Source organism: Sphingomonas sp. BE138 (genome assembly GCF_031456125.1).
Lineage (GTDB): Bacteria > Pseudomonadota > Alphaproteobacteria > Sphingomonadales > Sphingomonadaceae > Sphingomonas.
In genome coordinates, this window is sequence record NZ_JAVDUC010000003.1 from 101,028 (window position 1) to 123,558 (window position 22,531).

General features: G+C 70.2%; 25 protein-coding genes. 10 read left to right on the forward strand and 15 right to left on the reverse strand.

The genetic code is table 11. The features are described from left to right. Positions 1-104 precede the first annotated feature (104 nt). Positions 105-1,886 (forward strand): cation:proton antiporter, encoded by a 1,782-nt coding sequence (locus tag J2Y58_RS05470; protein WP_310099853.1) that lies wholly within the window; start codon positions 105-107, stop codon positions 1,884-1,886. A gap of 47 nt (positions 1,887-1,933) precedes the next feature. Next, a complete protein-coding gene (locus tag J2Y58_RS05475; protein WP_310100619.1) occupies positions 1,934-3,079 on the forward strand; it encodes a glycosyltransferase family 1 protein in 1,146 nt (381 codons plus the stop codon). A 115-nt stretch (positions 3,080-3,194) separates the two neighbouring features. Here the strand turns inward: J2Y58_RS05475 and J2Y58_RS05480 are convergent, their stop codons facing one another. Together J2Y58_RS05480 and J2Y58_RS05485 are read right to left on the reverse strand one after the other, a co-directional pair. Then, the gene (locus J2Y58_RS05480) at positions 3,195-3,485 is read right to left on the reverse strand and encodes a DUF2218 domain-containing protein (protein WP_310099856.1); all 291 of its coding nucleotides are present in this window, start codon (positions 3,483-3,485) and stop codon (positions 3,195-3,197) included. Further along, positions 3,482-4,096: a PadR family transcriptional regulator gene (locus tag J2Y58_RS05485; protein WP_310099858.1), complete on the reverse strand. Its 615-nt coding sequence runs from the start codon at positions 4,094-4,096 to the stop codon at positions 3,482-3,484. Before J2Y58_RS05485 ends, J2Y58_RS05480 begins: the two co-directional genes overlap by 4 nt. A gap of 124 nt (positions 4,097-4,220) precedes the next feature. On the opposite strand from J2Y58_RS05485, the gene J2Y58_RS05490 reads away from it, so the two are divergent. From J2Y58_RS05490 to J2Y58_RS05505, 4 genes are read left to right on the forward strand one after another with little or no spacing between them, the layout of a single operon-like run. Further along, a complete protein-coding gene (locus tag J2Y58_RS05490) occupies positions 4,221-5,555 on the forward strand; it encodes a replication-associated recombination protein A (RefSeq protein WP_310099862.1) in 1,335 nt (444 codons plus the stop codon). Positions 5,556-5,579: 24 nt separating this feature from the next. Beyond that, entirely contained in the window at positions 5,580-6,635 is a 1,056-nt protein-coding gene (locus J2Y58_RS05495; protein ID WP_310099865.1) for a type III polyketide synthase, read from the forward strand. Further along, a complete protein-coding gene (locus J2Y58_RS05500; protein ID WP_310100621.1) occupies positions 6,635-7,318 on the forward strand; it encodes a methyltransferase domain-containing protein in 684 nt (227 codons plus the stop codon). Before J2Y58_RS05495 ends, J2Y58_RS05500 begins: the two co-directional genes overlap by 1 nt. After that, positions 7,300-8,376: an FAD-dependent monooxygenase gene (locus J2Y58_RS05505; protein ID WP_310099868.1), complete on the forward strand. Its 1,077-nt coding sequence runs from the start codon at positions 7,300-7,302 to the stop codon at positions 8,374-8,376. Before J2Y58_RS05500 ends, J2Y58_RS05505 begins: the two co-directional genes overlap by 19 nt. Positions 8,377-8,514: 138 nt before the next feature. Here J2Y58_RS05505 and rplS read toward each other — a convergent pair whose 3' ends face one another. Genes rplS through J2Y58_RS05525 form a run of 4 tightly spaced genes read right to left on the reverse strand, consistent with a single transcriptional unit; the run spans position 8,515 to position 10,278 of the window. Continuing rightward, positions 8,515-8,892, reverse strand: coding sequence for a 50S ribosomal protein L19 (rplS, locus tag J2Y58_RS05510; protein ID WP_310099871.1), 378 nt, complete (start codon positions 8,890-8,892; stop codon positions 8,515-8,517). Positions 8,893-8,894: 2 nt separating this feature from the next. Further along, positions 8,895-9,623: a tRNA (guanosine(37)-N1)-methyltransferase TrmD gene (trmD, locus tag J2Y58_RS05515; protein WP_310099874.1), complete on the reverse strand. Its 729-nt coding sequence runs from the start codon at positions 9,621-9,623 to the stop codon at positions 8,895-8,897. Then, on the reverse strand, positions 9,620-10,012 hold the full coding sequence (locus J2Y58_RS05520) for a type II toxin-antitoxin system VapC family toxin (RefSeq protein ID WP_310099877.1): 393 nt from the start codon (positions 10,010-10,012) through the stop codon (positions 9,620-9,622). Before J2Y58_RS05520 ends, trmD begins: the two co-directional genes overlap by 4 nt. Then, the gene (locus tag J2Y58_RS05525; RefSeq protein ID WP_310099879.1) at positions 10,009-10,278 is read right to left on the reverse strand and encodes an AbrB family transcriptional regulator; all 270 of its coding nucleotides are present in this window, start codon (positions 10,276-10,278) and stop codon (positions 10,009-10,011) included. The genes J2Y58_RS05520 and J2Y58_RS05525 overlap by 4 nt, the downstream gene beginning before the upstream one ends. A gap of 65 nt (positions 10,279-10,343) precedes the next feature. On the opposite strand from J2Y58_RS05525, the gene J2Y58_RS05530 reads away from it, so the two are divergent. Then, a complete protein-coding gene (locus tag J2Y58_RS05530) occupies positions 10,344-11,252 on the forward strand; it encodes an NAD(P)/FAD-dependent oxidoreductase (RefSeq protein ID WP_310099881.1) in 909 nt (302 codons plus the stop codon). On the opposite strand, the gene rimM is transcribed toward J2Y58_RS05530, so the two are convergent. The 5 genes from rimM to J2Y58_RS05555 all read right to left on the reverse strand — a co-directional run bounded on the left by rimM (position 11,253) and on the right by J2Y58_RS05555 (position 14,806). Then, entirely contained in the window at positions 11,253-11,699 is a 447-nt protein-coding gene (gene rimM / locus J2Y58_RS05535) for a ribosome maturation factor RimM (protein ID WP_310100624.1), read from the reverse strand. Positions 11,700-11,715: 16 nt separating this feature from the next. Next, the gene (locus J2Y58_RS05540) at positions 11,716-11,853 is read right to left on the reverse strand and encodes a hypothetical protein (protein ID WP_310099884.1); all 138 of its coding nucleotides are present in this window, start codon (positions 11,851-11,853) and stop codon (positions 11,716-11,718) included. Between the two features lie 54 nt (positions 11,854-11,907). Next, positions 11,908-12,312: a 30S ribosomal protein S16 gene (gene rpsP, locus J2Y58_RS05545; protein WP_310099887.1), complete on the reverse strand. Its 405-nt coding sequence runs from the start codon at positions 12,310-12,312 to the stop codon at positions 11,908-11,910. Positions 12,313-12,435: 123 nt separating this feature from the next. Continuing rightward, a complete protein-coding gene (gene ffh / locus J2Y58_RS05550) occupies positions 12,436-13,968 on the reverse strand; it encodes a signal recognition particle protein (protein ID WP_310099890.1) in 1,533 nt (510 codons plus the stop codon). A 265-nt stretch (positions 13,969-14,233) separates the two neighbouring features. Then, entirely contained in the window at positions 14,234-14,806 is a 573-nt protein-coding gene (locus tag J2Y58_RS05555) for a DUF924 family protein (RefSeq protein WP_310099893.1), read from the reverse strand. On the opposite strand from J2Y58_RS05555, the gene J2Y58_RS05560 reads away from it, so the two are divergent. From J2Y58_RS05560 to J2Y58_RS05570, 3 genes are read left to right on the forward strand one after another with little or no spacing between them, the layout of a single operon-like run. Next, positions 14,805-15,983 carry a MiaB/RimO family radical SAM methylthiotransferase gene (locus J2Y58_RS05560; protein WP_310099895.1) on the forward strand — a complete coding sequence of 393 codons (1,179 nt, stop codon included), beginning with the start codon at positions 14,805-14,807 and terminating at the stop codon, positions 15,981-15,983. The genes J2Y58_RS05555 and J2Y58_RS05560 overlap by 2 nt on opposite strands. Beyond that, the gene (ftsY, locus tag J2Y58_RS05565; RefSeq protein WP_310099898.1) at positions 15,980-16,912 is read left to right on the forward strand and encodes a signal recognition particle-docking protein FtsY; all 933 of its coding nucleotides are present in this window, start codon (positions 15,980-15,982) and stop codon (positions 16,910-16,912) included. The genes J2Y58_RS05560 and ftsY overlap by 4 nt, the downstream gene beginning before the upstream one ends. Next, positions 16,909-17,625 carry an inner membrane-spanning protein YciB gene (locus tag J2Y58_RS05570; RefSeq protein ID WP_310099901.1) on the forward strand — a complete coding sequence of 239 codons (717 nt, stop codon included), beginning with the start codon at positions 16,909-16,911 and terminating at the stop codon, positions 17,623-17,625. Before ftsY ends, J2Y58_RS05570 begins: the two co-directional genes overlap by 4 nt. Before the next feature lie 77 nt (positions 17,626-17,702). Here the strand turns inward: J2Y58_RS05570 and J2Y58_RS05575 are convergent, their stop codons facing one another. From J2Y58_RS05575 to J2Y58_RS05590, 4 genes are all read right to left on the reverse strand, one after another. After that, positions 17,703-18,563 carry a hypothetical protein gene (locus J2Y58_RS05575; protein WP_310099904.1) on the reverse strand — a complete coding sequence of 287 codons (861 nt, stop codon included), beginning with the start codon at positions 18,561-18,563 and terminating at the stop codon, positions 17,703-17,705. Continuing rightward, on the reverse strand, positions 18,556-19,884 hold the full coding sequence (locus J2Y58_RS05580) for a sorbosone dehydrogenase family protein (protein WP_310099906.1): 1,329 nt from the start codon (positions 19,882-19,884) through the stop codon (positions 18,556-18,558). Before J2Y58_RS05580 ends, J2Y58_RS05575 begins: the two co-directional genes overlap by 8 nt. Then, positions 19,881-20,300 (reverse strand): DUF2231 domain-containing protein, encoded by a 420-nt coding sequence (locus tag J2Y58_RS05585; protein WP_310099909.1) that lies wholly within the window; start codon positions 20,298-20,300, stop codon positions 19,881-19,883. The genes J2Y58_RS05580 and J2Y58_RS05585 overlap by 4 nt, the downstream gene beginning before the upstream one ends. A gap of 76 nt (positions 20,301-20,376) precedes the next feature. Further along, positions 20,377-22,464 (reverse strand): TonB-dependent receptor, encoded by a 2,088-nt coding sequence (locus J2Y58_RS05590; protein ID WP_310100627.1) that lies wholly within the window; start codon positions 22,462-22,464, stop codon positions 20,377-20,379. Positions 22,465-22,531 lie beyond the last annotated feature (67 nt).

A 22,531-nucleotide genomic window follows, 5' to 3' on the forward strand; every position in this document is an offset into this window, starting at 1 on the left:
CGCATCCGGCTTTGTCGAGCATCCGCAGCCACTTGAGGAACGGCCGGCATTTTTCGGGTCACGACGCGCGACAAAACCCTCCGCCCCCGCGTAAGGTCGCGCGCATGGCGATCGGACTGCACAACGAAGGCTTCTCGGATGCGCTGGTGGTGCTGGGTGCCGCCGGGCTGGTGATCCCAGCCTTCGCACGCTTCCGGATCAGCCCGGTCATCGGGTTCATCCTGGTCGGCGCGCTGGTCGGCCCGGCCGGGCTCGGCGCGCTCGTGCCACATGCGCCCTGGCTGTATTACGTAACGATCTCCGACCCGGGATCGATCGAGCCGTTCGCCGAATTCGGGATCGTGCTGCTCCTGTTCTCGATCGGGCTGGAGCTGTCCTTTCGCCGATTGTGGGCGATGCGGCAGCTGGTGTTCGGCACCGGTCCAGCGGCGCTTGCCGGGTCGGCGGCGCTGGTCGGCGTGGCCTTGCACCTGATGGGTCAGAGCTGGGCCGGATCGGCGGGGCTTGGCCTCGCGTTGGCGCTGTCGTCGACCGCGCTCGTCCTGCCGCTGGTGGGAACGACCAGCCCGGTGGGGCGCGGCGCGTTCGCGATCCTGCTGTTCCAGGATCTCGCGCTCGTCCCGATCATCTTCGCGCTCGGCGCGATGGCGCCGACCGCGAGCGACGCGGGCTGGGTCGGAATTGCGGGTGTCGCGCTGCGCGGCGGCGTGACGGTGGTGGCGATGTACCTCGGCGGCCGGCTGGTGCTCCCGCGGCTGTTCGCGCAGGCGGCGCGGACCAAGAGCCCGGAACTGTTCCTCGCCGCCTCGCTGCTGGTGGTCATCGTCGCCAGCGTCGCGACGACCGCCGCCGGACTGTCGCCGATCGTCGGCGCGCTGCTCGCCGGCCTGCTGATCGCCGAGACGGAGTACCATACGGAGGTCGAAGTGATGACCGCGCCGTTCAAGGGGCTGGCGCTGGGCGTGTTCCTCATCACGGTCGGCATGAGCCTCGACCTCGGCGCGATCGCGCGCAACTGGGCGCCGCTGCTTGCTGCGGTGCTGGGGGTCGTGGCGGTCAAGGCGATCGTCACCTACCTGCTGTTGCGCGTCGCCAATGCGCGGCCGGGCATCGCGGCGGAGACGGGCATGCTGATGGGCAGCCCGTCGGAGACGACGCTGATCGTGCTGGCTACCGCCGCGCAGGCGCAGCTGATCACCGCCGGCACCGCCAGCTTCTGGCAGACCGTCACCGCGATCGGGCTGACGATCACCCCGCTGCTCGCGCTGCTGGGGCGTGTCATCGCGCGCCGGATCGAGGGCCGCGACACCGCCCCGCCCGACGCGCTCGATCATGCCGAAGGGCAGCGCGCGGTGGTGTTCGGCTTCGGGCGCGTCGGACGGCTCGTGGCCGACATGCTCGCGCGCCACGACCAAGCCTATGTCGCGGTGGAGGCCGACATCGACGCGGTGACGCAGGCGCGTGCCGGCGGCTATCCGATCGTCTTCGGCGATGTCGCGCGCGGCGAGTTGCTCGACCGGCTCGACCTGGCGCACGCACGCGCGCTGATCCTGACGATGGACGATCCGGTGCTGACCGTGCGGCTGACCAAGCGGCTGCGCACCGCCTACCCGGCGTTGCCGATCATCGCGCGCGCCCGCGACACCGCGCACGCCGCCGAACTCTACAAGGCCGGAGTCACCGATGCGGTGCCGGAAACGCTGGAAAGCTCGCTGCAACTCTCCGAGGCGGTGCTGGTCGACCTGGGCGTCGCGATGGGACCGGTGATCGCGTCGATCCACGACAAGCGCGAGGAACTGCGCGAGACGATCCGCCGCACCGCGATGCTCGACCGTCAGCCGCGCATCCGCCGCATCCGCCGCACCGACGAGATGAAGAACGCGTGACGACGACGGTCGCGATTTTGCCGCAGATCACCGCTAGCGGATCGGGCATGATCCCGTCCGAGCTGCGCGTCGCCTTCTTCAGCGGCAATTACAACTACGTGCGCGACGGCGCCAATCAGGCGCAGAACCTACTGGTCGGCTATCTGCTCGATCAGGGCGTGAAGGTCCGCGTCTATTCGCCGACCACGCCGACCCCGGCGTTCGAGGCGCGCGGTACGGTGGTCGACGTGCCCGCGATCCCGATGCCGGGCGGGCGCGGCGAATACAAGCTGGGACGCGGCCTGCCCGCCAGGCCGCGCCGCGACCTGGAGGCGTTCGACCCGCATCTGGTGCATGTCTCGGCTCCGGAATTCCTGGGCCATGCCGCAGTGACCTGGGCGCGTGCGCGCGGCGTGCCGGTGGTGTCGGCGGTGCACACCCGCTTCGAAACCTATTTCCAATATTATGGGCTGACGCTGGTCCAGCCGCTGATCCGCGCGATCCTGCGCCGCTTCTACAACCGCGCCGACCGTGTGCTGGTGCCGACCCCGTCGATGGCCGGGGTGGTGCGTGAGCTGGGCGTGACCACGCCGGTGTCGCTATGGGGGCGCGGCGTGAACCACCGGCGCTTCCACCCGGATGCGCGCAGCCTGGCGTGGCGGCGCTCGCTGGGGATCGCCGACGATGAGGTCGCGATCGGCTTTCTCGGGCGGCTGGTGCTGGAAAAGGGGCTGGGCGTTTTCGCCGACGTGCTCGCACAACTGGCCGCGATGAACGTGCGCCACCGCGTGCTGGTGATCGGCAAGGGTCCGGCGCGCGACTGGTTCGCCGAGCGCGTACCGCAGGCGGCATTCGCCGGCTTCCAGAGCGGCGACGATCTGGGCCGTGCGGTCGCGTCGATGGACGTGCTGTTCAACCCCAGCGTGACGGAGACCTGGGGTCAGGTCACCTCCGAGGCGATGGCGGCCGGCGTCCCCGTGGTCGCCGCGCGCGCGACCGGCGCGATTGACCTTCTGGAGGACGGACGCACCGGTTTCCTCGTCACGCCGCAGGACATCGAAGGCTATGCCGCCGCGATCGCGCAACTGGTGCGCGAAGGCGACCTGCGCGCCGCGATGGGCGCGGCGGCGCATGAGCGCGCGAAGGACTTCCGCTGGGATCTGGCGAACGGCGCGGTGTTGCAGGCGTATCGAGAGGTTCTGGCGAGCCGCTGACCGGTTTCGCCACAAGGCGGGAGACGCGGAAACTACAGATTACGACGACATTGCGATCCGCACCGCGGCTCAGCTTTGCAATGTCGTCATAGTCTCCGATTGCCGCGCGTCCAGCTCAGGGATTCCGCCAGTCGAACGTCAGCGGCGCCTCGCGGAATGCGAACCGGTCGAGGTGACTCGCCACCACCTCCTTCATTCGCTCGACGTCGCCCCCCTCGGCGACCTCGAGGCGAACGTCGAGCGTCTCGCTGTCCGCGCGCAGATCGAGCACGGCGCCGTTCGGAAAGGCGATCCGGGCTTCCTGCTCGGAGAAGCTGACCTCCAGCTTGTGGCTCCAGTGCTTGGCGAGTTGCTGGAGATAGCGGCTCGCCGAATGCGTCGGCACGCGCGCCACGACGACGCTCACTTCAACCGCTCCACCTTCTGCGCGACCTCGTCGATCAAGGCCGCGATCTCGTGGAGAAGTTCGGGGGTCGCGTCCGAGCGCGTCGCGCGATCGCCGACCGCGTGGCGCAGGTTGTGCATCGCGCGCCGCACCGGCGCACCCTCGCCCTCGCCGCGGGCGCGATGCTCGCCCAGCGCTTCCAGCCGCGCGATCAGCGCCGCGACCGTCTCGGCCTGTTCGCCCAGGTGCACGCGCCCCGCCTCGGTCACCGCGAAGCGCTTGCGCGCGCCCTCACTGGCCTCCTCGGCGATCAGTTCCATCTCGTCGAGCAGCGTCAGCGTTGGATAGACCACGCCGGGGCTCGGCGCATACGCTCCGCCGGTCAGCGCCTCGATCGCCTTGATCAGTTCGTAGCCGTGGCGCGGCTGGTCCGCGATCAGCTTGAGGAGCACGAGCCGCAACTCGGACCCGTCGAACATGCGCCGGCTGCGCCCGCCGCCGCCGCCGCCGCGCCGCTGCGCGCCGTCGTTCAGGCGCTCGGCCCAGTGGAAGAACCGCTCGGGATCCATCCCGCCGCGCGGGCCGAAATGGTGATGATGGCGGCCACCGCCGCCGTGCGAAAATCGAAACATTCTGCCGACTCCATATTGGCTGATGATGTAGCAAGATATATCTTGCCGGCGATTTCACAAGAGCGCTCAAGATATATTTTCGTGCCGGCATGACGAACTCCGGCCGGCGCTCTACATACACGGCATGGCCGACCTCTTTGCCGGGCTCGATCCCGCCGACCCTTCCCCGCCTGCCCGCCTCGACGACCACGCTCCGCTTGCCGACCGGTTGCGCCCGCGCGCGCTCGCGGAGGTGATCGGGCAGCAGCATCTGCTCGGCCCCGACGCCCCGCTGACGATGATGATCCGGTCGCGGCGGCTGTCGTCGTTCGTGCTGTGGGGACCGCCGGGGGTCGGCAAGACCACGACCGCGCGGCTGATCGCGGCGGAAGCCGGCTATGTCTTCGTGCAATTGTCGGCGGTGTCGACCGGCATCGCCGACCTGCGTCGCACGCTGGCGACCGCGCGCGACCTGCGCGCCGCCGGGCGCCCGACCGCGCTGTTCATCGACGAACTCCACCGCTTCTCGCGGCCCGTGCAGGACGCCCTGCTGCCGGCGGTCGAGGACGGCACGATCGTGCTGATCGGCGCCACGACCGAGAACCCCAGCTTCAGCCTCGTCGCCGCGTTGCTGTCGCGTGCGAAGGTGTTCACGCTCGAACGCCTGTCCGCCGCCGAGCTGGAGATCGTCCTCCAGCGCGCCGAAGCGCATGAGGGTCGCCCGTTGCCGCTCGACCGTGATGCCCGCGCCGCGCTGATCGCGATGGCGGATGGCGACGCGCGCTATCTGCTGGGGCTGTGCGAGACGCTGTTCCTTGTCGACGCGGACGCGCCGATCGACGTCGCCGCGCTGGCCGCGATCGTCCAGAAGCGCGCACCGCTCTACGACCGCGGGCAGGAGGAGCATTTCAACCTGCTCAGCTGCTTCCATAAAAGCCTGCGCGGCAGCGATGCCGATGCCGCGCTCTACTGGGCGGCGCGGATGGTGCGCGGCGGGGAAGAGCCGGCCGTCATCTTTCGCCGGCTGTGCTGCGCCGCCTCGGAAGATGTCGGCATGGCCGATCCGCAGGCGCTGGTGCAGGTGATGACCGCGTGGCAGGCGTTCGAGCGCGTCGGCATGCCCGAAGGCCGGCTGTTCCTGGCGCAGGCGATCACCTATGTCGCGACCGCGCCGAAGTCGAACGCCGCCTATCTGGCCTTCGACCGCGCCAGCGCGCTCGCCCGCGACACCGGGTCGCTGCCCCCGCCCAAGCATATCCTGAACGCGCCGACCAAGCTGATGAAGGAACTGGGCTACCACGACGGCTATCGCTACGACCACGATTATCCCGACGGCTATGCCGCGCAGGACTTCTTCCCCGCCGGTGTCGGCGACGACCACCTCTTCTACGAACCCAACGAGCGCGGTTACGAGCGCGAGATCCGCAAGCGTCTCGCCTATTGGCAAAGTCGCCGTGCCGCGCGCGAAGGCGACGAATAACGCGGTCGGGCGTTCACGCGCGTAATGCCTTCCATCCCCCATATCGTCGCGATCGGCACCGCCGTACCGGACCACGACATCCACCCCGCCTTCGTCGACTGGGCGCGCGACCGCTTGCCGCCGCGGGAGGAAAGGGTGTTCGCGCGGATGGCGGCCCGCGCGGGCATCGCACACCGATGGTCGGTGCTGCCCGCCGCGCACGGCTCGCCCGTGGGGCCTGCCGGCTTCTACGCCACGGAACCGCATCCGGGCACCGGCACCCGCATGGCACTCTACGCCCAGGCCGCGCCGGTCCTCGCGATCGCGGCGGTCGCGGCGCTCGGCGAGCAGGTGTCGCTCGACGGGATCACGCATCTGGTCGTCGCCAGCTGTACCGGCTTCGTCGCGCCCGGCATCGACCAGATCATCGCGCGCGAGCTCGGCCTATCTCAAAGCGTCGAGCGCGTGCTGATCGGCTTCATGGGCTGCTACGCCGCGATCGTCGCGCTGCGCACGGCACGGCATATCGTGCGGTCGGAACCGGCAGCGCGCGTGCTGGTCGTCACGGTCGAGCTGTCGACCCTCCACCTCCAGAGCGCGCGCACGCTGGAGCCGCTGCTGGCGATGCTCCAGTTCGGCGACGGCGCCGCGGCGGCGCTAGTCACCGCCGACCCCGCCGGGCTCGCGATCGGACAACCGTTCAGCACGACGCTGCCCGGCTCCGATGCGCTGATCCGCTGGGACATCACCGATCGCGGCTTCGCGATGCATCTGTCGGGCGAGGTGCCGGGGCGGATCGGCACGGCATTGCGTGACCCCGCCTTGACGACGATCCTGACCGGCGGGCGCGCGGTCGATCGCTGGGCGGTTCACGCCGGCGGCCGCTCGATCCTCGACGCGGTCCAGCACGGGCTGGGGCTCGCCGGGGATGCGCTCGACGACTCCCGCGCGGTGCTGGCGGCGAACGGCAACATGTCGTCCGCGACGCTGATGTTCGTGCTGGCGCGCATCCTGGCGGGACCGGCGGTCGATCACGGCGTCGCGCTCGCCTTCGGCCCCGGCCTCGCCGCCGAGGGGCTGTGCTTTTCGAGCGCCGCCTGATGCTGGAGGTCCGCGCCACCGCCGACGAGCTGATGGATGCCGACGATCTGCCCGCCGACACCTATGCCGCGGTCGTCGGCGACCTCGCACGCGTGAACCGCGTGACGCTCGCGGCGCGGCCGACGCTCGGGTTCCTCGCCGCGCATACCGCGCCGGGCCGGTCCTACCGGCTGCTCGACGTCGGCTTCGGTGACGGCGACATGCTGCGGCGGATCGCGGCATGGGGCGCACGGCGCGGCATCGCGTTCGATCTCACCGGTATCGACCTCAACCCGCGCAGCGAGGCGGCGGCACGCGCGCATACCCCGCCCGACCTGCCGATTACCTGGCGCACCGGCGATTACGCCGCTTTGGCGGGCGACGGCTGGGATTTCGTCATCTCCAGCCTGGTCGCGCATCATATGTCCCCGGCGCAGCTGATCGCCTTCCTGCGCTTCATGGACGCGGAGGCAAGCGTCGGCTGGCTCGTCAACGATCTGCATCGCCACGGTTTTGCCTATCACGGCTGGCCGCTGCTCGCGCGGCTGTTCGGCTGGCATCCGATCGTTCGCCACGACGGCCGGCTGTCGATCGCACGCAGTTATCGCCCCGGCGAGTGGCCGGCGCTGCTGCACGAGGCAGGCATCGCGGACGCACGCGTGTTCCGCGCCTTTCCGTTCCGGCTGTGCGTCGCGAGCCGCTGATCCTCGGCGGCGGCCCGGCGGGCAGCGCCGCCGCGATCGCGCTGGCACGCGGGGGCGCGCGCCCGCTGGTGCTGGAGCGAACCCGGGAGCGCGGCGACGCGCTGTGCGGCGGCTTTCTCAGCTGGCGGACGCTGGCGGCGCTGGAGCGGCTCGGCATCGCCGCCGACACGCTCAATCCGGCACGCGCCACGCGCCTGCGCCTGTTCACGCGCGGACGAGTGGTCGAGACGTCGCTCCCGGCGCCCGGCCTTGGCGTCTCGCGCGCGCGGCTGGACGCATTGCTGCTCGCCCACGCCGAACGGCACGGCGCGGCGATCGAACGGGGCGTGACCGTCCGCGCGCTCGACGGAGGTGCGGCGCGCACGGCCGACGGGGCGCTGCTGCCCGCCGACGCGCTGTTCCTCGCCAGCGGCAAGCACGACATCCGTGGCACCGCCCGCCCGGCCGCCGCGCGCGGCGAGGACCCGGCGCTGGGCCTGCGCACCCGCCGCCGCGGCGGCGGCGTCGAGCCCTTGGTCGGCGACGCGATCGAGCTCCACCTGTTCGACCGCGGCTATGCCGGCGTCGTGGTGCAGGAAGACGGCAGCGCCAATGTCTGCCTGGCGATCCGCCGCTCGCGGCTTACCGAGGCCGGCGATCCTGACCGGCTGCTCCAGGCGCTGGCCGCGGAGGTGCCGGCCTTCGGCGATCGCCTGGCGGGCGACGCCACCGCGATCGAGGCGATCGCCAACGTCCCTTACGGCTGGCGCGCGCGCGACGGGACGGATGGCTGCTACCGGCTCGGCGATCAGGCGGCGGTCATCCCCTCACTGGCCGGCGAAGGCATGGGGATCGCGTTGGCCAGCGGCGTGTCGGCGGCGACGGCGTGGCTGGCCGGGCAGCGCGCGGCGGCATGGCAGGCGCGGTTCGCGCGCGCGACCGCACGCCCCGTCACCGTCGCGCGAACGATCCGCGCGATCGCCGAGCGCCCGACCCGCTTCGCGCCGCTCCTGCCGCTCGCCGCGCGCCTCGGCCTGATCGATGCCGTCGCCGCAGCGACCCGGATCGCGCAGCCGTAGGACCGGCCGCTCTGTCCCAAGCCGACCAAGTCCGCGGCAGGAAACGAGGACGGGTCGACCGTACCGGGCAGCGAATGAAAAGGGGCGCGGCGGTCGCCCGCCACGCCCCCTTCCGCAACCCCGACGGGGCCGCGCCGATTACTCGGCAGCGGTCCGCGTGTCGCGACGCTCGGCAATACGCGCCGACTTGCCCGTGCGACCACGCAGGTAATACAGCTTGGCACGACGCACCGCACCCTTGCGCACGACCTCGATCGAATCGATGTTCGGCGAATACAGCGGGAAGACACGCTCCACGCCCTCGCCGAAGCTGATCTTGCGCACGGTGAACGACGAGCCCATGCCCTTGTTCGAACGCGCGATGCACACGCCCTCGTAGTTCTGGACGCGGGTCCGCTCACCTTCGACCACCTTCACGCCGACCTTCAGCGTATCGCCGGGGCGGAATTCGGGCAGCTTCTTGGTTTCGTTGAACTTGGCGATCTGCTCGGCTTCGAGCGTCTGGATCAGGTTCATGGTCAGTCCTCAGTCCGTTGCCGCGCGCCAGAGGGCGAGCCGACCCGAGCGCCCTCATGACGCTCCCAAAGGTCAGGCCGCCGTAGCCGTGTGTCGATCTCCGCCTGCCGTTGCCGCCAGGCCGCGATCTTCGCATGATCCCCCGATCGCAGCACTTCGGGGATCGTGCGCCCTTCCCATTCGACAGGTCGGGTATAGTGCGGATATTCGAGAAGGCCGCTTTCGAAGCTTTCCTCGACTCCGCTTGAAGCCGCGCCCATTACGCCGGGAAGCAGCCGAACGCAAGCGTCGAGCAGCACCAGCGTCGCCATCTCGCCGCCCGACAGGATATAGTCGCCGATCGACACCTGCTCGACCCCGCGCGCTTCCAGCAGCCGTTCGTCGAAACCCTCGAACCGTCCGCACAGGATCACCGCGCCCGGCCCCGCCGCCAGTTCGCGCACCCGGCCCTGCGTCAGCGGCGCCCCGCGCGGCGTCATCGCGATCAACGGGCGGCCATCGGCATGCGCATCGACCGCCCGCGCCAGGATGTCGGCACGCAGTACCATCCCCGCCCCGCCCCCCGCCGGCGTATCGTCGACGGTGCGATGGCGGTCGGTCGTGAAATCGCGAATGTTGACCGCGTCGAGCGACCACTTCCCCTCCCCCAGCGCCCGCCCGGCGAGCGAGGTACCGAGCGGGCCGGGAAACATCTCGGGGTAGAGCGTCAGGATAGTGGCACGAAAGGTCATCGGGTCCAGTTTTCAACTCTCAGGTCGGCAATGCCGGCGAAGTCGCGTTCGTTGCTGGTGACCAGCGTCGCCCCCGCCAGCACCGCCTGTGCTGCGATCAGCCGGTCGAAGCTGCCGCGGCACACCCCCACCGAGCGCACCATGTCAGCATAGGCGACCGCGGCATCGGCGTCGAACGACAGGATCGGGAGCGCGGCCAGAAACGTGTCGACCCGCTTGGCATCGCGGGCCGGATCCTGCGAGGTCCGGTTGCCCACCCGCAGTTCCGCCGCGGTAATCGCCGACACCCGCAACTGCCCGAACGCCTCCCCCATTCGGCGGGCGAGCGGCTCGCTGCGCCCCAGCAGGAAGTCGATGCAGGCGTTGGTATCGAGCAGGTAGGTCGTCATGCCGCGGCGGTACCTCGGCCGCGCGTCCAGTCGCGCGGGTCCTGCGTCGTCTCGTCCCGCCCCTCGGCCATGAAGCCGTCCGACATGCTGCCGTACAGCGCCATCAGCACCTGTGCGTTCTCGCCCTCGCGCCACAGGCTGAACGATCCGTCGGCGTGCGGCGCGATGACGACGTCGTCGCCTTCGCTGAACCCCAGCTGCTTCGGCAATCGCAGCGCGACCGAATTGCCGGATTTGAACACCTTGGCGCGATATTCGTTACCCATCGCCGACCTCCTGTATGCACGGCATGTATATACAGGCGAGGTGGCTCGCAAGACGGAGGGTCCGGGTGGACGATTGCATCATCATCGGCGCAGGTCCGGCCGGGCTGACCGCCGCCATCTATCTCGCCCGCTACCACCTCGGCATCCGCCTGTTCGACAGCGGCTCCAGCCGCGCGGCAATGATCCCGTGCACCCACAATCATGCCGGCTATCCGGACGGGATCGCGGGCAAGGATCTGCTCGCGCTGATGCAGGCGCAGGCCGCGAAATATGGCGCGACGCGCGAGGCCGTGAAGGTCACCGGCCTGGCGCGCGACGGCGACGACTTCCTCGTCACCACCGATCACGGCACGCACCGGGCCCGCACGGTGCTGCTCGCGACCGGCGTCGTGAACCACCGCCCCGCGCATCTGCTGCCGGAGGTCCATGATCCGGCGCTCGCGCGCGGCCTGCTACGCTATTGCCCGGTCTGCGACGGCTATGAGGTCACCGACCGGCGGGTCGCCGTGATCGGCACCGGCGACCATGGAACGCGCGAGGCACTGTTCCTGCGCGGCTTTACCCGCGACATCACGCTGGTGTCGCCAGAGGCCGAACATGCGCTCGACCCGTCCTGCGAACGCGCGCTGGATGCCGCGGGCGTGACGCGGATCGCGGGACCGTGCGGCGGTTACGCGATCGAGGGAGACACGCTGGCATTCGACACCGCGCGCGGTCGCATGGCGTTCGACAGCGTCTATCCCGCGCTCGGCTCGCGCATCCGCTCGCACCTTGCGATCGAAGCCGGGGCGCGGGCGAGCGACGAGAGCTGCCTCGAGGTCGACGACCATCAGCGGACCAGCGTGCCGGGACTGTTCGCGGCCGGCGATGTCGTGAAGGGACTGGACCAGATCAGCCACGCGATGGGCGAGGCCGGGGTCGCGGCGACGGCGATCCGCAACCTGCTCGCGGAACGTCGTCCCCTGCGGCGATGACTACGGCTCGACGAAGTCGGCGTCGATCACCAGCCGCTCGGCGTTCCACTCGGGAACCGCGCGCATCGGAACCATGAAGGTCTTGCCGCTCGCGCGCCGTACCTCCACCACGTCGCCGGCGCCGAAATTCTCGACCGCAACGACGGTGCCTAGCGGCTCACCGGCCGTCGACAGCGCCGCCAGCCCGAGCAGGTCGGCGTGGTAATATTCGCCCTCGCCCAGCGGCGGCAGCGCCTCGCGCGGCACGGTCAGCACCGTCCCGCGCAACGCCTCCGCCGCGTTGCGATCCGCGACCTCGGCGAAGCGCGCGATCGTGCCGTCGCGCAGCTTCACCAGCGTCAACGCCCCGTCGTTGAAGGAGCGATGCGCCGCGAGATCGTCGGCAAAAACCTTCAACCGCACCTCACCCGCGACGCCGTGTGCGCCTGCGACCGCGGCCAGCACGATCGTGCCGGGCGCAGCCTCACTCGTCTGGCGAGCCGCCGCTTCCGTCGGGGGCGTCGTCGCGCCCTTCGGCGGGATCGTTGGCGGAGACGCCTTCGTTGGTCGCGTCTTCATGGTCCTCGGGCGCGGTGCGGGGATCGGGATCGGCGGTCATCATGCGCTCTCCTGTTCGAATGAACGGCGGCAACGCACGACGACCGTGATCGGATGCTTACTCGGCGGCCGCTTCGGCCTCGGCAGCCGGGGCGTTCGCCGCCTCGGCAGCGGCTTCCTCGGCCGCCTTCTGCTTCTCGGCACGCTCCTCGGCGCGCTCCTTGGCCTTCTCGCCCGGCTCCGCCTTCTTCGGGTTGTTGCGGGCCGCACGCTCCTTCACGCCGGCCGCATCCAGGAAGCGCGCGACGCGGTCGGTCGGCTGCGCACCCATCGCCAGCCAGTGCTTGGCGCGCTCACCGTCGAGCACGATGCGCTTCTCGTCGTCCTTGGCGAGCAGCGGGTTGTAATTGCCCAGCTTCTCGATGAACTTGCCGTCACGCGGCGACCGCGCATCGGCCACGACGATGCGGTAGTAGGGACGCTTCTTCGAGCCGCCACGCGACAGGCGAATGCTGAGTGCCATTGATCTTTCCTTGCCTTCTAAACCGTCGCCCCTGCGGAGGCAGGGGCCTATCTCTGCGTCAACAATCGGCGCCCCTCGCTCACGGAGAGACATGGGCCCCTGCCTCCGCAGGGGCGACGATCGCTATCTCTTGAACTTGAACCCGCCCGGGCCCCCCGGAAGGTTGCCGGGCAGACCGGGGAGTCCCGGACCGCCACCGAGCCCACCGCCCAAGCCGCCGCCCGGCCCGCCCAGCTTGCCCATCATGTCGCCCATGTCGGCCCCGCCGATGGCGTTGCCCAGGCCGCCGAGCCCGCCCTTGCCGAGCATCGCCATCATGCCCTTCAGGCCGCCCATCTTCTTGATCTTCTTCATGGCGGTCGACATTTCCTGATGCATCTTCAGGAGCTTGTTGACCTCCTGCACCGTGGTGCCGGATCCCTTGGCGATACGGATCTTGCGCTTGGCGTTGATCAGCTCGGGCTTGGCGCGTTCCTTGACGGTCATCGATCCGATCATCGCGTCGAGATGCACCAGCATCTTGTCGCTGCCCGGCGTCGCCTCCATCGCGGCCTGCGCCTTCTTCATGCCCGGCAGCATCCCCGCCAGCGCACCCAGGCCGCCCATCCGCTTCATCTGGGCGAGCTGGCTGCGCAGGTCGTTCATGTCGAACTGGCCCTTGGCGAGCCGGTTCGCCATCCGCTCGGCGTCTTCCTGCTGGATCGACTCCGCCGCGCGCTCGACCAGCGAGACGACGTCGCCCATCCCCAGGATGCGCCCGGCGACACGGCTGGGGTGGAACGCCTCCAGCTGATCCAGCTTTTCGCCGACGCCCGCGAACTTGATCGGCTTGCCGGTGACCGCGCGCATCGACAGCGCCGCGCCGCCGCGCGCATCGCCGTCCATGCGGGTCAGCACCACGCCGGTCAGCGGCACCTGTTCGGCGAAGTTTGTCGCGACGTTGACCGCGTCCTGCCCGGTCAGCGAGTCGACGACCAGCAGGATCTCCTGCGGCTTCGCGACGTCGGCGACCGCCTTCATCTCGTCCATCAACGCCTGGTCGACGTGCAGACGGCCCGCGGTGTCGAGCATCAGCACGTCGAAGCCCTGCAGCTTCGCCGCCTGCACCGCGCGGCGCGCGATGTCCACCGGCTGCTGCCCGGCGATGATCGGCAGCGTCGCGACCTCGACCTGCGTGCCGAGCGTCGCCAGCTGCTCCTGCGCCGCCGGGCGATTGACGTCGAGCGACGCCATCAGCACCTTCTTGGCCGACCGCCCGGTCATCGAGCTCGACGACAGTCGCTTGGCGATCTTCGCCGTCGTCGTCGTCTTGCCCGAGCCCTGAAGCCCGACCATCATCACGATCGCCGGCGGGGTCACCGCCAGGTTCAGCTCGGCGGCCTCTGGATCGTCGCCACCCAGCATCCGCACGAGCGCGTCGTTGACGATCTTGACGACCTGCTGCCCCGGCGTGACCGAGCGCAGCACGTTCTGCCCGATCGCTTCCTCGGTCACCTCGTCGACGAACTGGCGGGCGACCGGCAGCGCCACGTCCGCCTCCAGCAGCGCGACGCGCACCTCGCGCATCGCCTGGCGCACGTCCGCCTCGGTGAGCGCGCCACGCCCCCGCAGCCGGTCGAACACGCCGCCAAGACGATCGCTGAGGCTATCGAACATCGAAACTCCTTTCACCCGCCGAAACGCAAAATACGCCGGCGGGCGAAACCTCGCCGGCCAGCGTGCGCCACATGGACGCGTGATCCTTCGCGTTCCCAACGGAACTTGGCTGGCGCGATAGCGGAATGTGGCGGAGGGAGCAAGCCCGATCCCGGCGACGACCGTCATTCCCGCGCAGGCGGGGATCCAGACGCGCAGGTTTTCGCTGGCACCGCAACGTCAGAGGTCATGGATTCCCGTCTCCGCGGGAATGATGGAGGGCTGGCTACCAGCCCCCACCCGCTTCCAGATAGCTCCGCTCCTCGTCCGTCGTCTCCCGCCCCAGTGCCGCATTGCGCGACGGAAACCGCCCAAATCGCGCAAACACCTCCGCATGATCGCGCGCGAACTTGATGTTCTCCTCGATCCCCAGCGCCTCGAACATCGCCACGCTCCGCGCCTGCCCGGCGCCATCCTCTGCGTGCATCAGCGGCATATAGAGGAACACCCGCTCCTCCTTCGCCAACTCCGCATCCCACCCGCGCGCGATCGCTTCCTCCGTCAGCGCGCGCGCCAGCGAGTCCGCTGCGAACGCCGCCGCCTCGCCCCGCAACAGGTTGCGCGAAAACTGGTCGAGCACGATCACCGCCGCCAGCAGGTGTCGCGGCTCGTCGCGCCATCCCGCCGCGCCCGTCGCCAGGACCCGCTCCCGCAGTGCCCCGAAGCGCGTGGCGATCTGCGCGTCCAGCGCGTCGTCCTTCGCGAACTGCTGCTCGCTGGTCAGGGCGAACCAGAAGTCGAGCACTTCGTTCGTCGCGGAGTCGACTTCACCCTCGGTCATGCCTAGATCGCGCCTCATGTCGTTATCCCACCAGCCCGAGGTCGTGACGCTCGGCTGTCGTCTCAACATCGCCGAAAGCGCGGCGATCCGCCAGATGGCGGGTCGCGGGCAGGTGGTGGTGAACGGCTGCGGCGTCACCAATCAGGCGGTGAAGGACACCCGCGCCGCGATCCGCCGGCTGCGTCGCGCGCGGCCCGATGCGGAACTGATCGTGACCGGCTGCGCGTCGGAGATGGATCGCGACGCGTTCGCCGCGATGCCGGAGGTCGATCGCGTGATCGGCAACGCCGCCAAGCTGCTTCCTGCCACCTGGGGTGCCCGCCCCAACGCGCCGCGCCCCGTGCCGCAGACGCGCGCCTTCGTGGGCGTCCAGAATGGCTGCGACCATCATTGCACCTTCTGCGCGATCCCGCAGGGCCGCGGCCGCAACCGTGCGGAACCGATCGCCGACGTGATCCCGCGCGTCGCGGCGCTGGTCGAAAGCGGCCAGCGCGAGGTGGTGCTGAGCGGCGTCGATCTCGCCAGCTACGACGATCGCGGCGCGCGGCTCGGCGCGCTGGTCGAGCGCTTGCTGACCGCGGTACCCCGCCTCGAACGCCTGCGCCTGTCCTCGCTCGATCCGGCTGCGATCGACGACCGGCTGTTCGCGCTCCTCACGCAGGAGCCGCGGGTCATGCCGCACGTTCACCTTTCCGTGCAGGCGGGCGACGACATGATCCTGAAGCGGATGCGCCGCCGTCATGCGCGCGTCGACGTGCTGCGGCTGGTCGAGCGGTTGAAGGCGGCCCGCGACGTCGCGATCGGCGCGGACCTGATCGCCGGCTTCCCGACCGAGGATGCCGCGATGTTCGCCAACACGCTCGCACTGGTCGACGATGCCGATATCGCCCACGCGCACGTCTTCCCCTATTCGCCGCGCACCGGCACCCCTGCCGCGCGGATGCCGCAGGTCACGCCGGCGGTCGCGCGCGACCGCGCCGTCGCGCTACGCGCGGCATCGGCCAGGCGCCTCGCCGCCCGCCTCTCGGCACAGGTCGGCACCGTGCAGCGCGTGCTGGTCGAAAAGCCCGGCGACCGCGGCCATGCCCCCGATTTCGCGGCGGTCCGCCTGGCTTTCCCCGCTCCCGTCGGCAGCGTGGTCGCAGTGACCGTCACCGCCGCCGCCCCCGACCATCTGACCGGACATATCGCATGAGCACGAGCTGGCACGACAAGCTGCTGGGCGGTTTCCGCCGCACCTCCGACCGGCTGGTCGGCAACCTCGCCGGTCTGGGCGGCGCGCGGCTCGACGAGGATACGCTCGACACCGTCGAGGAAGCGCTGATCGCCTCCGATCTCGGCCCCGCCACCGCCGCGAAGGTGCGCGGCCGGCTGGCCGAGGGCACGTTCGAGCGCAACATGGAGGAGCTGGGCATCCGCCTCGTCGTCGCCGAGGAGGTCGAAAAGGTGCTGGCGCAGGTCGCCAGGCCGATCGGGATCGACGCCTTCCCGCGTCCGCAGGTGATCCTGGTCATCGGCGTCAACGGCTCGGGCAAGACCACCACCATCGCCAAGCTGGCGCACCTGTTCCTCGAACAGGATTATGCGGTGATGCTGGCGGCGGGCGACACGTTCCGCGCCGCCGCCATCGGCCAGCTGAAGACCTGGGCGGAGCGGATCGGCGTGCCGATCGTCACCGGCCCGGAGGGCGGCGACGCCGCCGGCATCGTCTGGGACGCGGTGAAGCAGGCGACCGCGATCGGTACCGACGTGCTGATCGTCGATACGGCCGGCCGCCTCCAGAACAAACGCGAACTGATGGACGAACTGGCCAAGATCCGCCGCGTGCTCGGCCGCCTCAACCCCGCCGCGCCGCACGACGTCCTGCTGGTCCTCGACGCCACCACCGGCCAGAACGCGCTCAGCCAGATCGAGGTGTTCAAGGAGGTGGCGGGCGTCACCGGGCTGGTCATGACCAAGCTGGACGGCACCGCACGCGGCGGCGTGCTGGTGGCGGCGGCCGAGCGCTACGGCCTGCCGATCCACGCGATCGGCGTCGGCGAGCAGATGGACGACCTGCGCCCCTTCGATGCCCACGAGGTCAGCCGCATCATCGCTGGCGTCGACGCGGGGAAGCGCCGGTGACCGCCACCGCCCGCGAAACCAGGCCCGAGGGCAACGGCGGCGTCCGCGCGCTGGTCGACTACGGCCCGCTGGCGCTGTTCTTCGCCGCCAACTTCCTCGTCCCCGCCGAGGTCGCGCGCCGGATCGTCGCGCACGTCACCCCGATGCTGTCGACCCTGAAGCAGGTCGAGGCGCTGCTGCTCGCGCGCGTCATCCTGGCGACCGCGGTCTTCGTCCTCGCCAGCGGTGTCGCGCTGGTCATCGCGCGCGTGAAACTGGGGCGCGTGCCGCCGATGCTGCTGATCTCCGCCGGGCTGGTGATCGTGTTCGGCGGCCTGACCATGTACTTCCGCGACCCCCGCTTCATCCAGATGAAGCCGACGATCGTCTATGCCCTGCTCGCCGCCGTCCTCGGTTTCGGCCTCGCGACGGGCCGCCCGCTGCTCCAGCAGTTGATGGAGAGCAGCTATCCCGGCCTGCGCGAGAGCGGCTGGCGGCGGCTGACTCTCAACTGGGTGTGGTTCTTCGCGATCATGGCGATCCTCAACGAAGCCGTCTGGCGCGGCGCCGCGGTCGCGGTCGGGCCGCAGCGCGGGTGGGATCTGTGGGCGATCTACAAGGTGTGGGTCGTCATCCCCGCCACGATGCTGTTTGCGATCGCCAACGTGCCGATGCTGATGCGCCACGGACTCGTGCTCGGCGACGAAACCCCGCCGATCCCGCCGGAGGGCTGACGCCGCGTCAGGGTCCTGATGCACCCTTCGTGCAATGCCTGTCGAACCACGTGCCCGCCGCACGCCCTCGCCACATCCTACATCGCCAGCGCCAGGCTGACCGTCGCCAGCGGAACGACGGTCGCCGTCTCCGCGTCCAGGGTGCCCAGCCGCCGCAGCGTATCGTCGCGCACCACCGCGAGCACCTCGGCGCGCAGACGCCACGTCGCGCCGCCGGCGTCGAACGGCCGGGTCAACGCCAACCCCGCGCTCCCATAGGACACCGTGCCCGTACCCTTCTGATAAAACCCGCCCCACCCGACACCGATCAGCGCCGGGAACGACAATGTCGCCCCGCTTCCCAGCCCCAATTCGGGCGACATGCTCGCCTGCGTGAACACGCCGCCGTCGCCTTGCGTCCGCCGCGTCACCACGGCCCCCGGATGGAGCGCCGCAAGGCCGCTGTCACCGTCCAGCGACGCAGTCAGGCTCGCCTCGTGCGTGGTAGCGGAAATCCCGTTCGGGCTCGCCTTGATCGCATAGGCCGCCCCCAGGCGCACCCCGCCGCCGACCGACGCGACCAGTCCGACCAGGTTGTTGCTTTCATACCAGCTCCGCGGCGACGCACGCTCGGCACTGGCGGGCGCGTGCAAGCCATTGGAACTGCTCGCCACCAGCCAGCGGTCTGCCTCTCCCCTCGCATTGCGGTGCAGCTCCCGGGCGAAGCCGGCCTGCACATGCACCGGCACGCGGTCGAGATTGGCGGCATCGTCGTCATACCCGCCGCGCGCGAAGTCGCCGTTGCGCACATCGACCGTCACCAATGGATGGAAACGCCCCGCGCCGGCCGCCACCGCGCCCAGGCTCGCGTCCTCGGTGTCGATCGTCGGTGCGTCCTGCGCCGCCGCGGCGGACGGCTCCAGGATCAGGAGCAATGCCGCCGCGATCCGCCTAGCCACGCGGGCGCGCCGCCGCTGCGGCGGCGGTGGCCACGGTCGGCGTTACCCGCCAGACCGTGTTCGACAGGTCGTCGGCGACGTAGAGCGCGCGTCGCGGCGCGTCGTAGAGCACGCCCACCGGCCGCCCCCGCGCCTTGCCGTCCGGGCCGATGAAGCCGGTAACGACATCGCGCGGCTGCCCCGCCGGACGCCCGCCCGCAAACGGTACCCACGCCACCTTGTAGCCGGCGAGGTCCTGCCGGTTCCAGCTGCCATGTTCGCCGACGAACGCGCCCTCGCTGAACGCGCCGCCCCAGCCGCCGCCGGTCACGAACGACAGCCCCAGCGCCGCGACATGCGAACCGAGCGCATAGTCGGGCACCACCGCCTGCGCGACCAGATCGGGGCGCTGCGGATGCGCGCGCGCGTCGACGTTGCGCCCGTAGTAGCTATAGGGCCAGCCGTAGAACGCCCCGTCGCGCACCTGCGTCAGGTAATCGGGCACCAGCCGCGGCCCCAGTTCGTCGCGCTCGTTGACCACGCTCCACAGTGCGTTGGTGGTCGGCTCGATCGCCAGCGCGGTCGGATTGCGGATGCCGGTCGCGATCGCGCGGTGGGCGCCGGTCTGCCGGTCGATCTCCCACACCACCGCGCGGTCCTGCTCCACCTCCATCCCGCGTTCGCCGACGTTGCTGTTCGATCCGATCCCGACGTACAGCTTCGACCCATCCGCGCTCGCCGCCAGCGACTTGGTCCAGTGATGGTTGATCCGCGCCGGCAGCTTGGTCACCTCCCACGCCGGCGTCGTGATGCTGGTGGCGCCGGGCACATAGGCGAAGCGCTTGAGCGAGCCCTGTTCTGCGACGAACAGCTCGTTGCCGACCAGCGCCATCCCGTACGGTGCGTCGAGCTTGTCGATGAAGACGGTGCGCAGCTCCGGTCGACCGTCGCCATCGGCGTCGCGCAGCAATGTGATGCGGTCGCCGCCCTTCACGCTGGTGGTACCGACGCTCTTGATATAGCCCGCGATCACGTCCTTGGGGCGCAGCTTGGGCGCGTGCCCGCCCTTGCCCTCCGCCACCAGCAGGTCGCCGGTGGGGAGCAGCAGCATCTGGCGCGGCACCTTCAGGTCGGTCGCCACCGCCATGATGCTGAACCCCGCCGGGACGGTCGGCCTGGCATCGCCCCACGCCGAGGGCTTGGCGATCTTCATCGCCGGCACCAGCGAGTGCTGCTGGTCGGGCAGTTGCGGGTTCGCGCCGGTCTGGCGCACGTCTTGCGGCTGGCTGCCGCACGCGGCGAGCAGCGCCAGCACGGCGAGCGAGGCGGCCGCGCGGATCATCGCACCGCCTCCGCGCGCACCGCAGGGCCGGCAAAGGCGAACCATCCCGCGGCCAGCACCGCACCGGTCGATACCAGCGACAGCAGCAGCCCCCCGACCCCGACCGACGCCCAGGCGTCCTGGCTATGGTGGAACGCGTTGACCAGCCCCGCCACCCATGCGAGCGCCAGCAGGAGCGGATAGAGCCATGCCGCCCGCCGCCGCAGCGCGTCGACCACGCTCCACGCCAGCGCCGGCGCGCCGATCACCAGCGCGCCGGTGATCGCCCACGCCGCCATGTTCGACCATTGCATCTCGGCACTGCCCAGATAGGTGGCATCGGCGGCCAGCGCGGCCGGAAACAGCGCGACCGGGAAGGCGAGCAGCAGCCCGTGCACCGGGTTGACGCGCCGCGGGGCGACGGCTGACGACATCATGGGCGATCTCCCGGGCCCCGTGCGGGCCGTCAGGTCACACAATGATCTCATCACGCCATGGTTGCCGCACCGCCGGTCAGAAGCGCGCGCGCACCCCGATCGTGGCGGTACGCGGCGCGCCCGGCTGCACCCACAGCGCCAGATAGCTGTTGGCGTACCATCGCGTGTCGAACAGGTTGCTGACCGACCCGAACAGCGTCACCTCGCGGGTCAGGTCGACCTCGCCGAAGATGCGCGCCAGCGTATAGCCCGGCAGCTCGAAGGCGGTGCCGGTCTGCCCGCTGCGCTCGCCGACATAGTGCACGCCCGCCCCCAGCAGCGCCTCGCGCGTGCCGAACGTCATGTGCTTGGCGAGCTGGACGTTGAGGTTATGGTCGGGAATGTTGATCAGCCGGTCGCCCGGCAGGATCTGGAACGAGAAATTGGGATCGAGCACCCGCGACCGCGCTTCCGCATCGGTATAGGCATAGCTCAGCAGCACGTCGACGCGCCCGGGCAGCTGTCCGTTGACGTCCAACTCCACCCCGCGGCTGCGGGCCTTGCCGATCGCGACCGAGAAGCCGGGGTTCGCGGTGTCGGTCGCCAGGACGTTCGACTTCTCGAGCTGATAGACCGCCAGCGTCCCGTTCAGCCGGCCGCCGAACGCGGTCAGCTTCACGCCCGCCTCCACCGATGTGCTCGTCTCGGGATCGAACACCGTTCCGCGTGCGTCCGCGCCTATATTGGCGCGGAAGCCCTGTCCATAAGCGGCGTAGACCGACAACGGATCGCTGACTTGGTAGACGATCCCCGCCTGCGGGTTGAAGCGCCCGGTGCGTCGCCGCCCCAGCTTGTTCAGCAGCCGGTCCTCGACGCGCAGGAGAAAGTCGTCGTAGCGCCCGCCGACGCGAACCTGAAGCCGGTCGGTGATGCTGATCTGGTCCTGCACATAGGCGCCCAGCGCGCGCTGCACGTCGAGCCGGTTGGTGATCGGCACCCCGGCCGGGGCCGGCCAACGCCCGTAGACCGGGTCGAGGATGTCGATCGCATAGCTTTGCCGATCGGTGGTGGCGGCCGTCACCACCGGGCCGCGGAAGCGCGTGAAATACTGGTCGGTGTCGAAATAGTCGCCGTCGGCGCCGATCAGCACGCGGTGCCGCAGGCCGCCGGTCGCGAACTCGCCCGCGATTTCCGCCCGCACCACGCTATGCGCCGATTCGTAGCGCCGCGTCCGCCGCTGCCGCGACAGCGTGCGACCGTCGAGGAACAGCTTCTGCCGCGCCACCGCGGTTTCGGCGTCCGACGACGCGCCGGTCAGCCGCGTGTCGCGGTGGCTCGCCCCCACCAGCAGGCTCCATCCGCCGCCGAAGTCGTGTTGCAGGCGCAGTTGATGGCCAAGCGCGCGCGCCACGGTGTCACCGTCGCCCGGCTCGCCGAGAAAGCGCGACCGCGGGACGGTGCGGAAATTCTCGCCGAGCACCACGATCCCGCGATCGAACGGCACCGCCACGCGCGTCCATTCCAGATCGTAGATGACGCGCGTGTTCGCCCCGATCCCCCACGCAATCGACGGCAGGAACCCCCACCGCCGCTGGTGGATGGTGTCGCGGAACGTGTCGCCGGACTCGGCATAGCCGATCAGCCGTGCGGTCACGTTGCCGGTCAGCGCGACGTTCGCGTCGCCCTCGGCCCGCACCGTGTCGAAGCTGCGATATTGCAGGCTCGCGCTGCCGAACGTGCGGCCCAGCTCGGCCTGTTTGGTGACCAGGTTGATCGACCCGCCCGGCTCTCCGCGCCCCAGCACCGCCGCCGCCGGCCCCTTCAGCACCTCGACCCGCTCGATCCCGGCGACATCGCGCTGCCCGCTGAACCCGCGCCCGGCGTTGAAGCCGTTGACCAGATAACCGCTCGGGAGGTTCTCGTCGCCCGCGAACCCGCGCACCGCGAAACTGTCCCACAAGCCGCCTAGCGTGTTCTGCCGCGCGACTGAGGCGTTCAGGTCGAGCGCGTCGGTCAGCCGCAGGATATTGTTCTCGCGCAGCGTGCCGGCATCGATGGTCGTGATCGCCTGTGGAATCTCGCGCAGCTTGAAGTCGCCGCGATACGGCTGGCGCACGCCCTCGACCGTGATGTCGTCATGCTCCTGCGGCGGCTCGTCCTCGGCAAGGGCCGGAGCCGGCGTCATCGACAAGGCGAGCGCGAGAGGCAGAACACCGACCAGCGCGGCGGCGCGCGATGAAGAACGCACGATG

Bases quoted from the DNA above. Each gene is read 5' to 3' on its own strand.
- J2Y58_RS05470 (WP_310099853.1), top strand. From the start codon at position 105: ATGGCGATCGGACTGCACAACGAAGGCTTCTCGGATGCGCTGGTGGTG.
- J2Y58_RS05475 (WP_310100619.1), top strand. From the start codon at position 1,934: ATGATCCCGTCCGAGCTGCGCGTCGCCTTCTTCAGCGGCAATTACAAC.
- J2Y58_RS05485 (WP_310099858.1), bottom strand. From the start codon at position 4,096: ATGTTTCGATTTTCGCACGGCGGCGGTGGCCGCCATCATCACCATTTC.
- J2Y58_RS05490 (WP_310099862.1), top strand. From the start codon at position 4,221: ATGGCCGACCTCTTTGCCGGGCTCGATCCCGCCGACCCTTCCCCGCCT.
- J2Y58_RS05495 (WP_310099865.1), top strand. From the start codon at position 5,580: ATGCCTTCCATCCCCCATATCGTCGCGATCGGCACCGCCGTACCGGAC.
- J2Y58_RS05500 (WP_310100621.1), top strand. From the start codon at position 6,635: ATGCTGGAGGTCCGCGCCACCGCCGACGAGCTGATGGATGCCGACGAT.
- rplS (WP_310099871.1), bottom strand. From the start codon at position 8,892: ATGAACCTGATCCAGACGCTCGAAGCCGAGCAGATCGCCAAGTTCAAC.
- trmD (WP_310099874.1), bottom strand. From the start codon at position 9,623: ATGACCTTTCGTGCCACTATCCTGACGCTCTACCCCGAGATGTTTCCC.
- J2Y58_RS05520 (WP_310099877.1), bottom strand. From the start codon at position 10,012: ATGACGACCTACCTGCTCGATACCAACGCCTGCATCGACTTCCTGCTG.
- J2Y58_RS05525 (WP_310099879.1), bottom strand. From the start codon at position 10,278: ATGGGTAACGAATATCGCGCCAAGGTGTTCAAATCCGGCAATTCGGTC.
- J2Y58_RS05540 (WP_310099884.1), bottom strand. From the start codon at position 11,853: ATGATGACCGCCGATCCCGATCCCCGCACCGCGCCCGAGGACCATGAA.
- rpsP (WP_310099887.1), bottom strand. From the start codon at position 12,312: ATGGCACTCAGCATTCGCCTGTCGCGTGGCGGCTCGAAGAAGCGTCCC.
- ffh (WP_310099890.1), bottom strand. From the start codon at position 13,968: ATGTTCGATAGCCTCAGCGATCGTCTTGGCGGCGTGTTCGACCGGCTG.
- J2Y58_RS05560 (WP_310099895.1), top strand. From the start codon at position 14,805: ATGTCGTTATCCCACCAGCCCGAGGTCGTGACGCTCGGCTGTCGTCTC.
- J2Y58_RS05555 (WP_310099893.1), bottom strand. From the start codon at position 14,806: ATGAGGCGCGATCTAGGCATGACCGAGGGTGAAGTCGACTCCGCGACG.
- ftsY (WP_310099898.1), top strand. From the start codon at position 15,980: ATGAGCACGAGCTGGCACGACAAGCTGCTGGGCGGTTTCCGCCGCACC.
- J2Y58_RS05580 (WP_310099906.1), bottom strand. From the start codon at position 19,884: ATGATCCGCGCGGCCGCCTCGCTCGCCGTGCTGGCGCTGCTCGCCGCG.
- J2Y58_RS05585 (WP_310099909.1), bottom strand. From the start codon at position 20,300: ATGATGTCGTCAGCCGTCGCCCCGCGGCGCGTCAACCCGGTGCACGGG.
- J2Y58_RS05590 (WP_310100627.1), bottom strand. From the start codon at position 22,464: ATGACGCCGGCTCCGGCCCTTGCCGAGGACGAGCCGCCGCAGGAGCAT.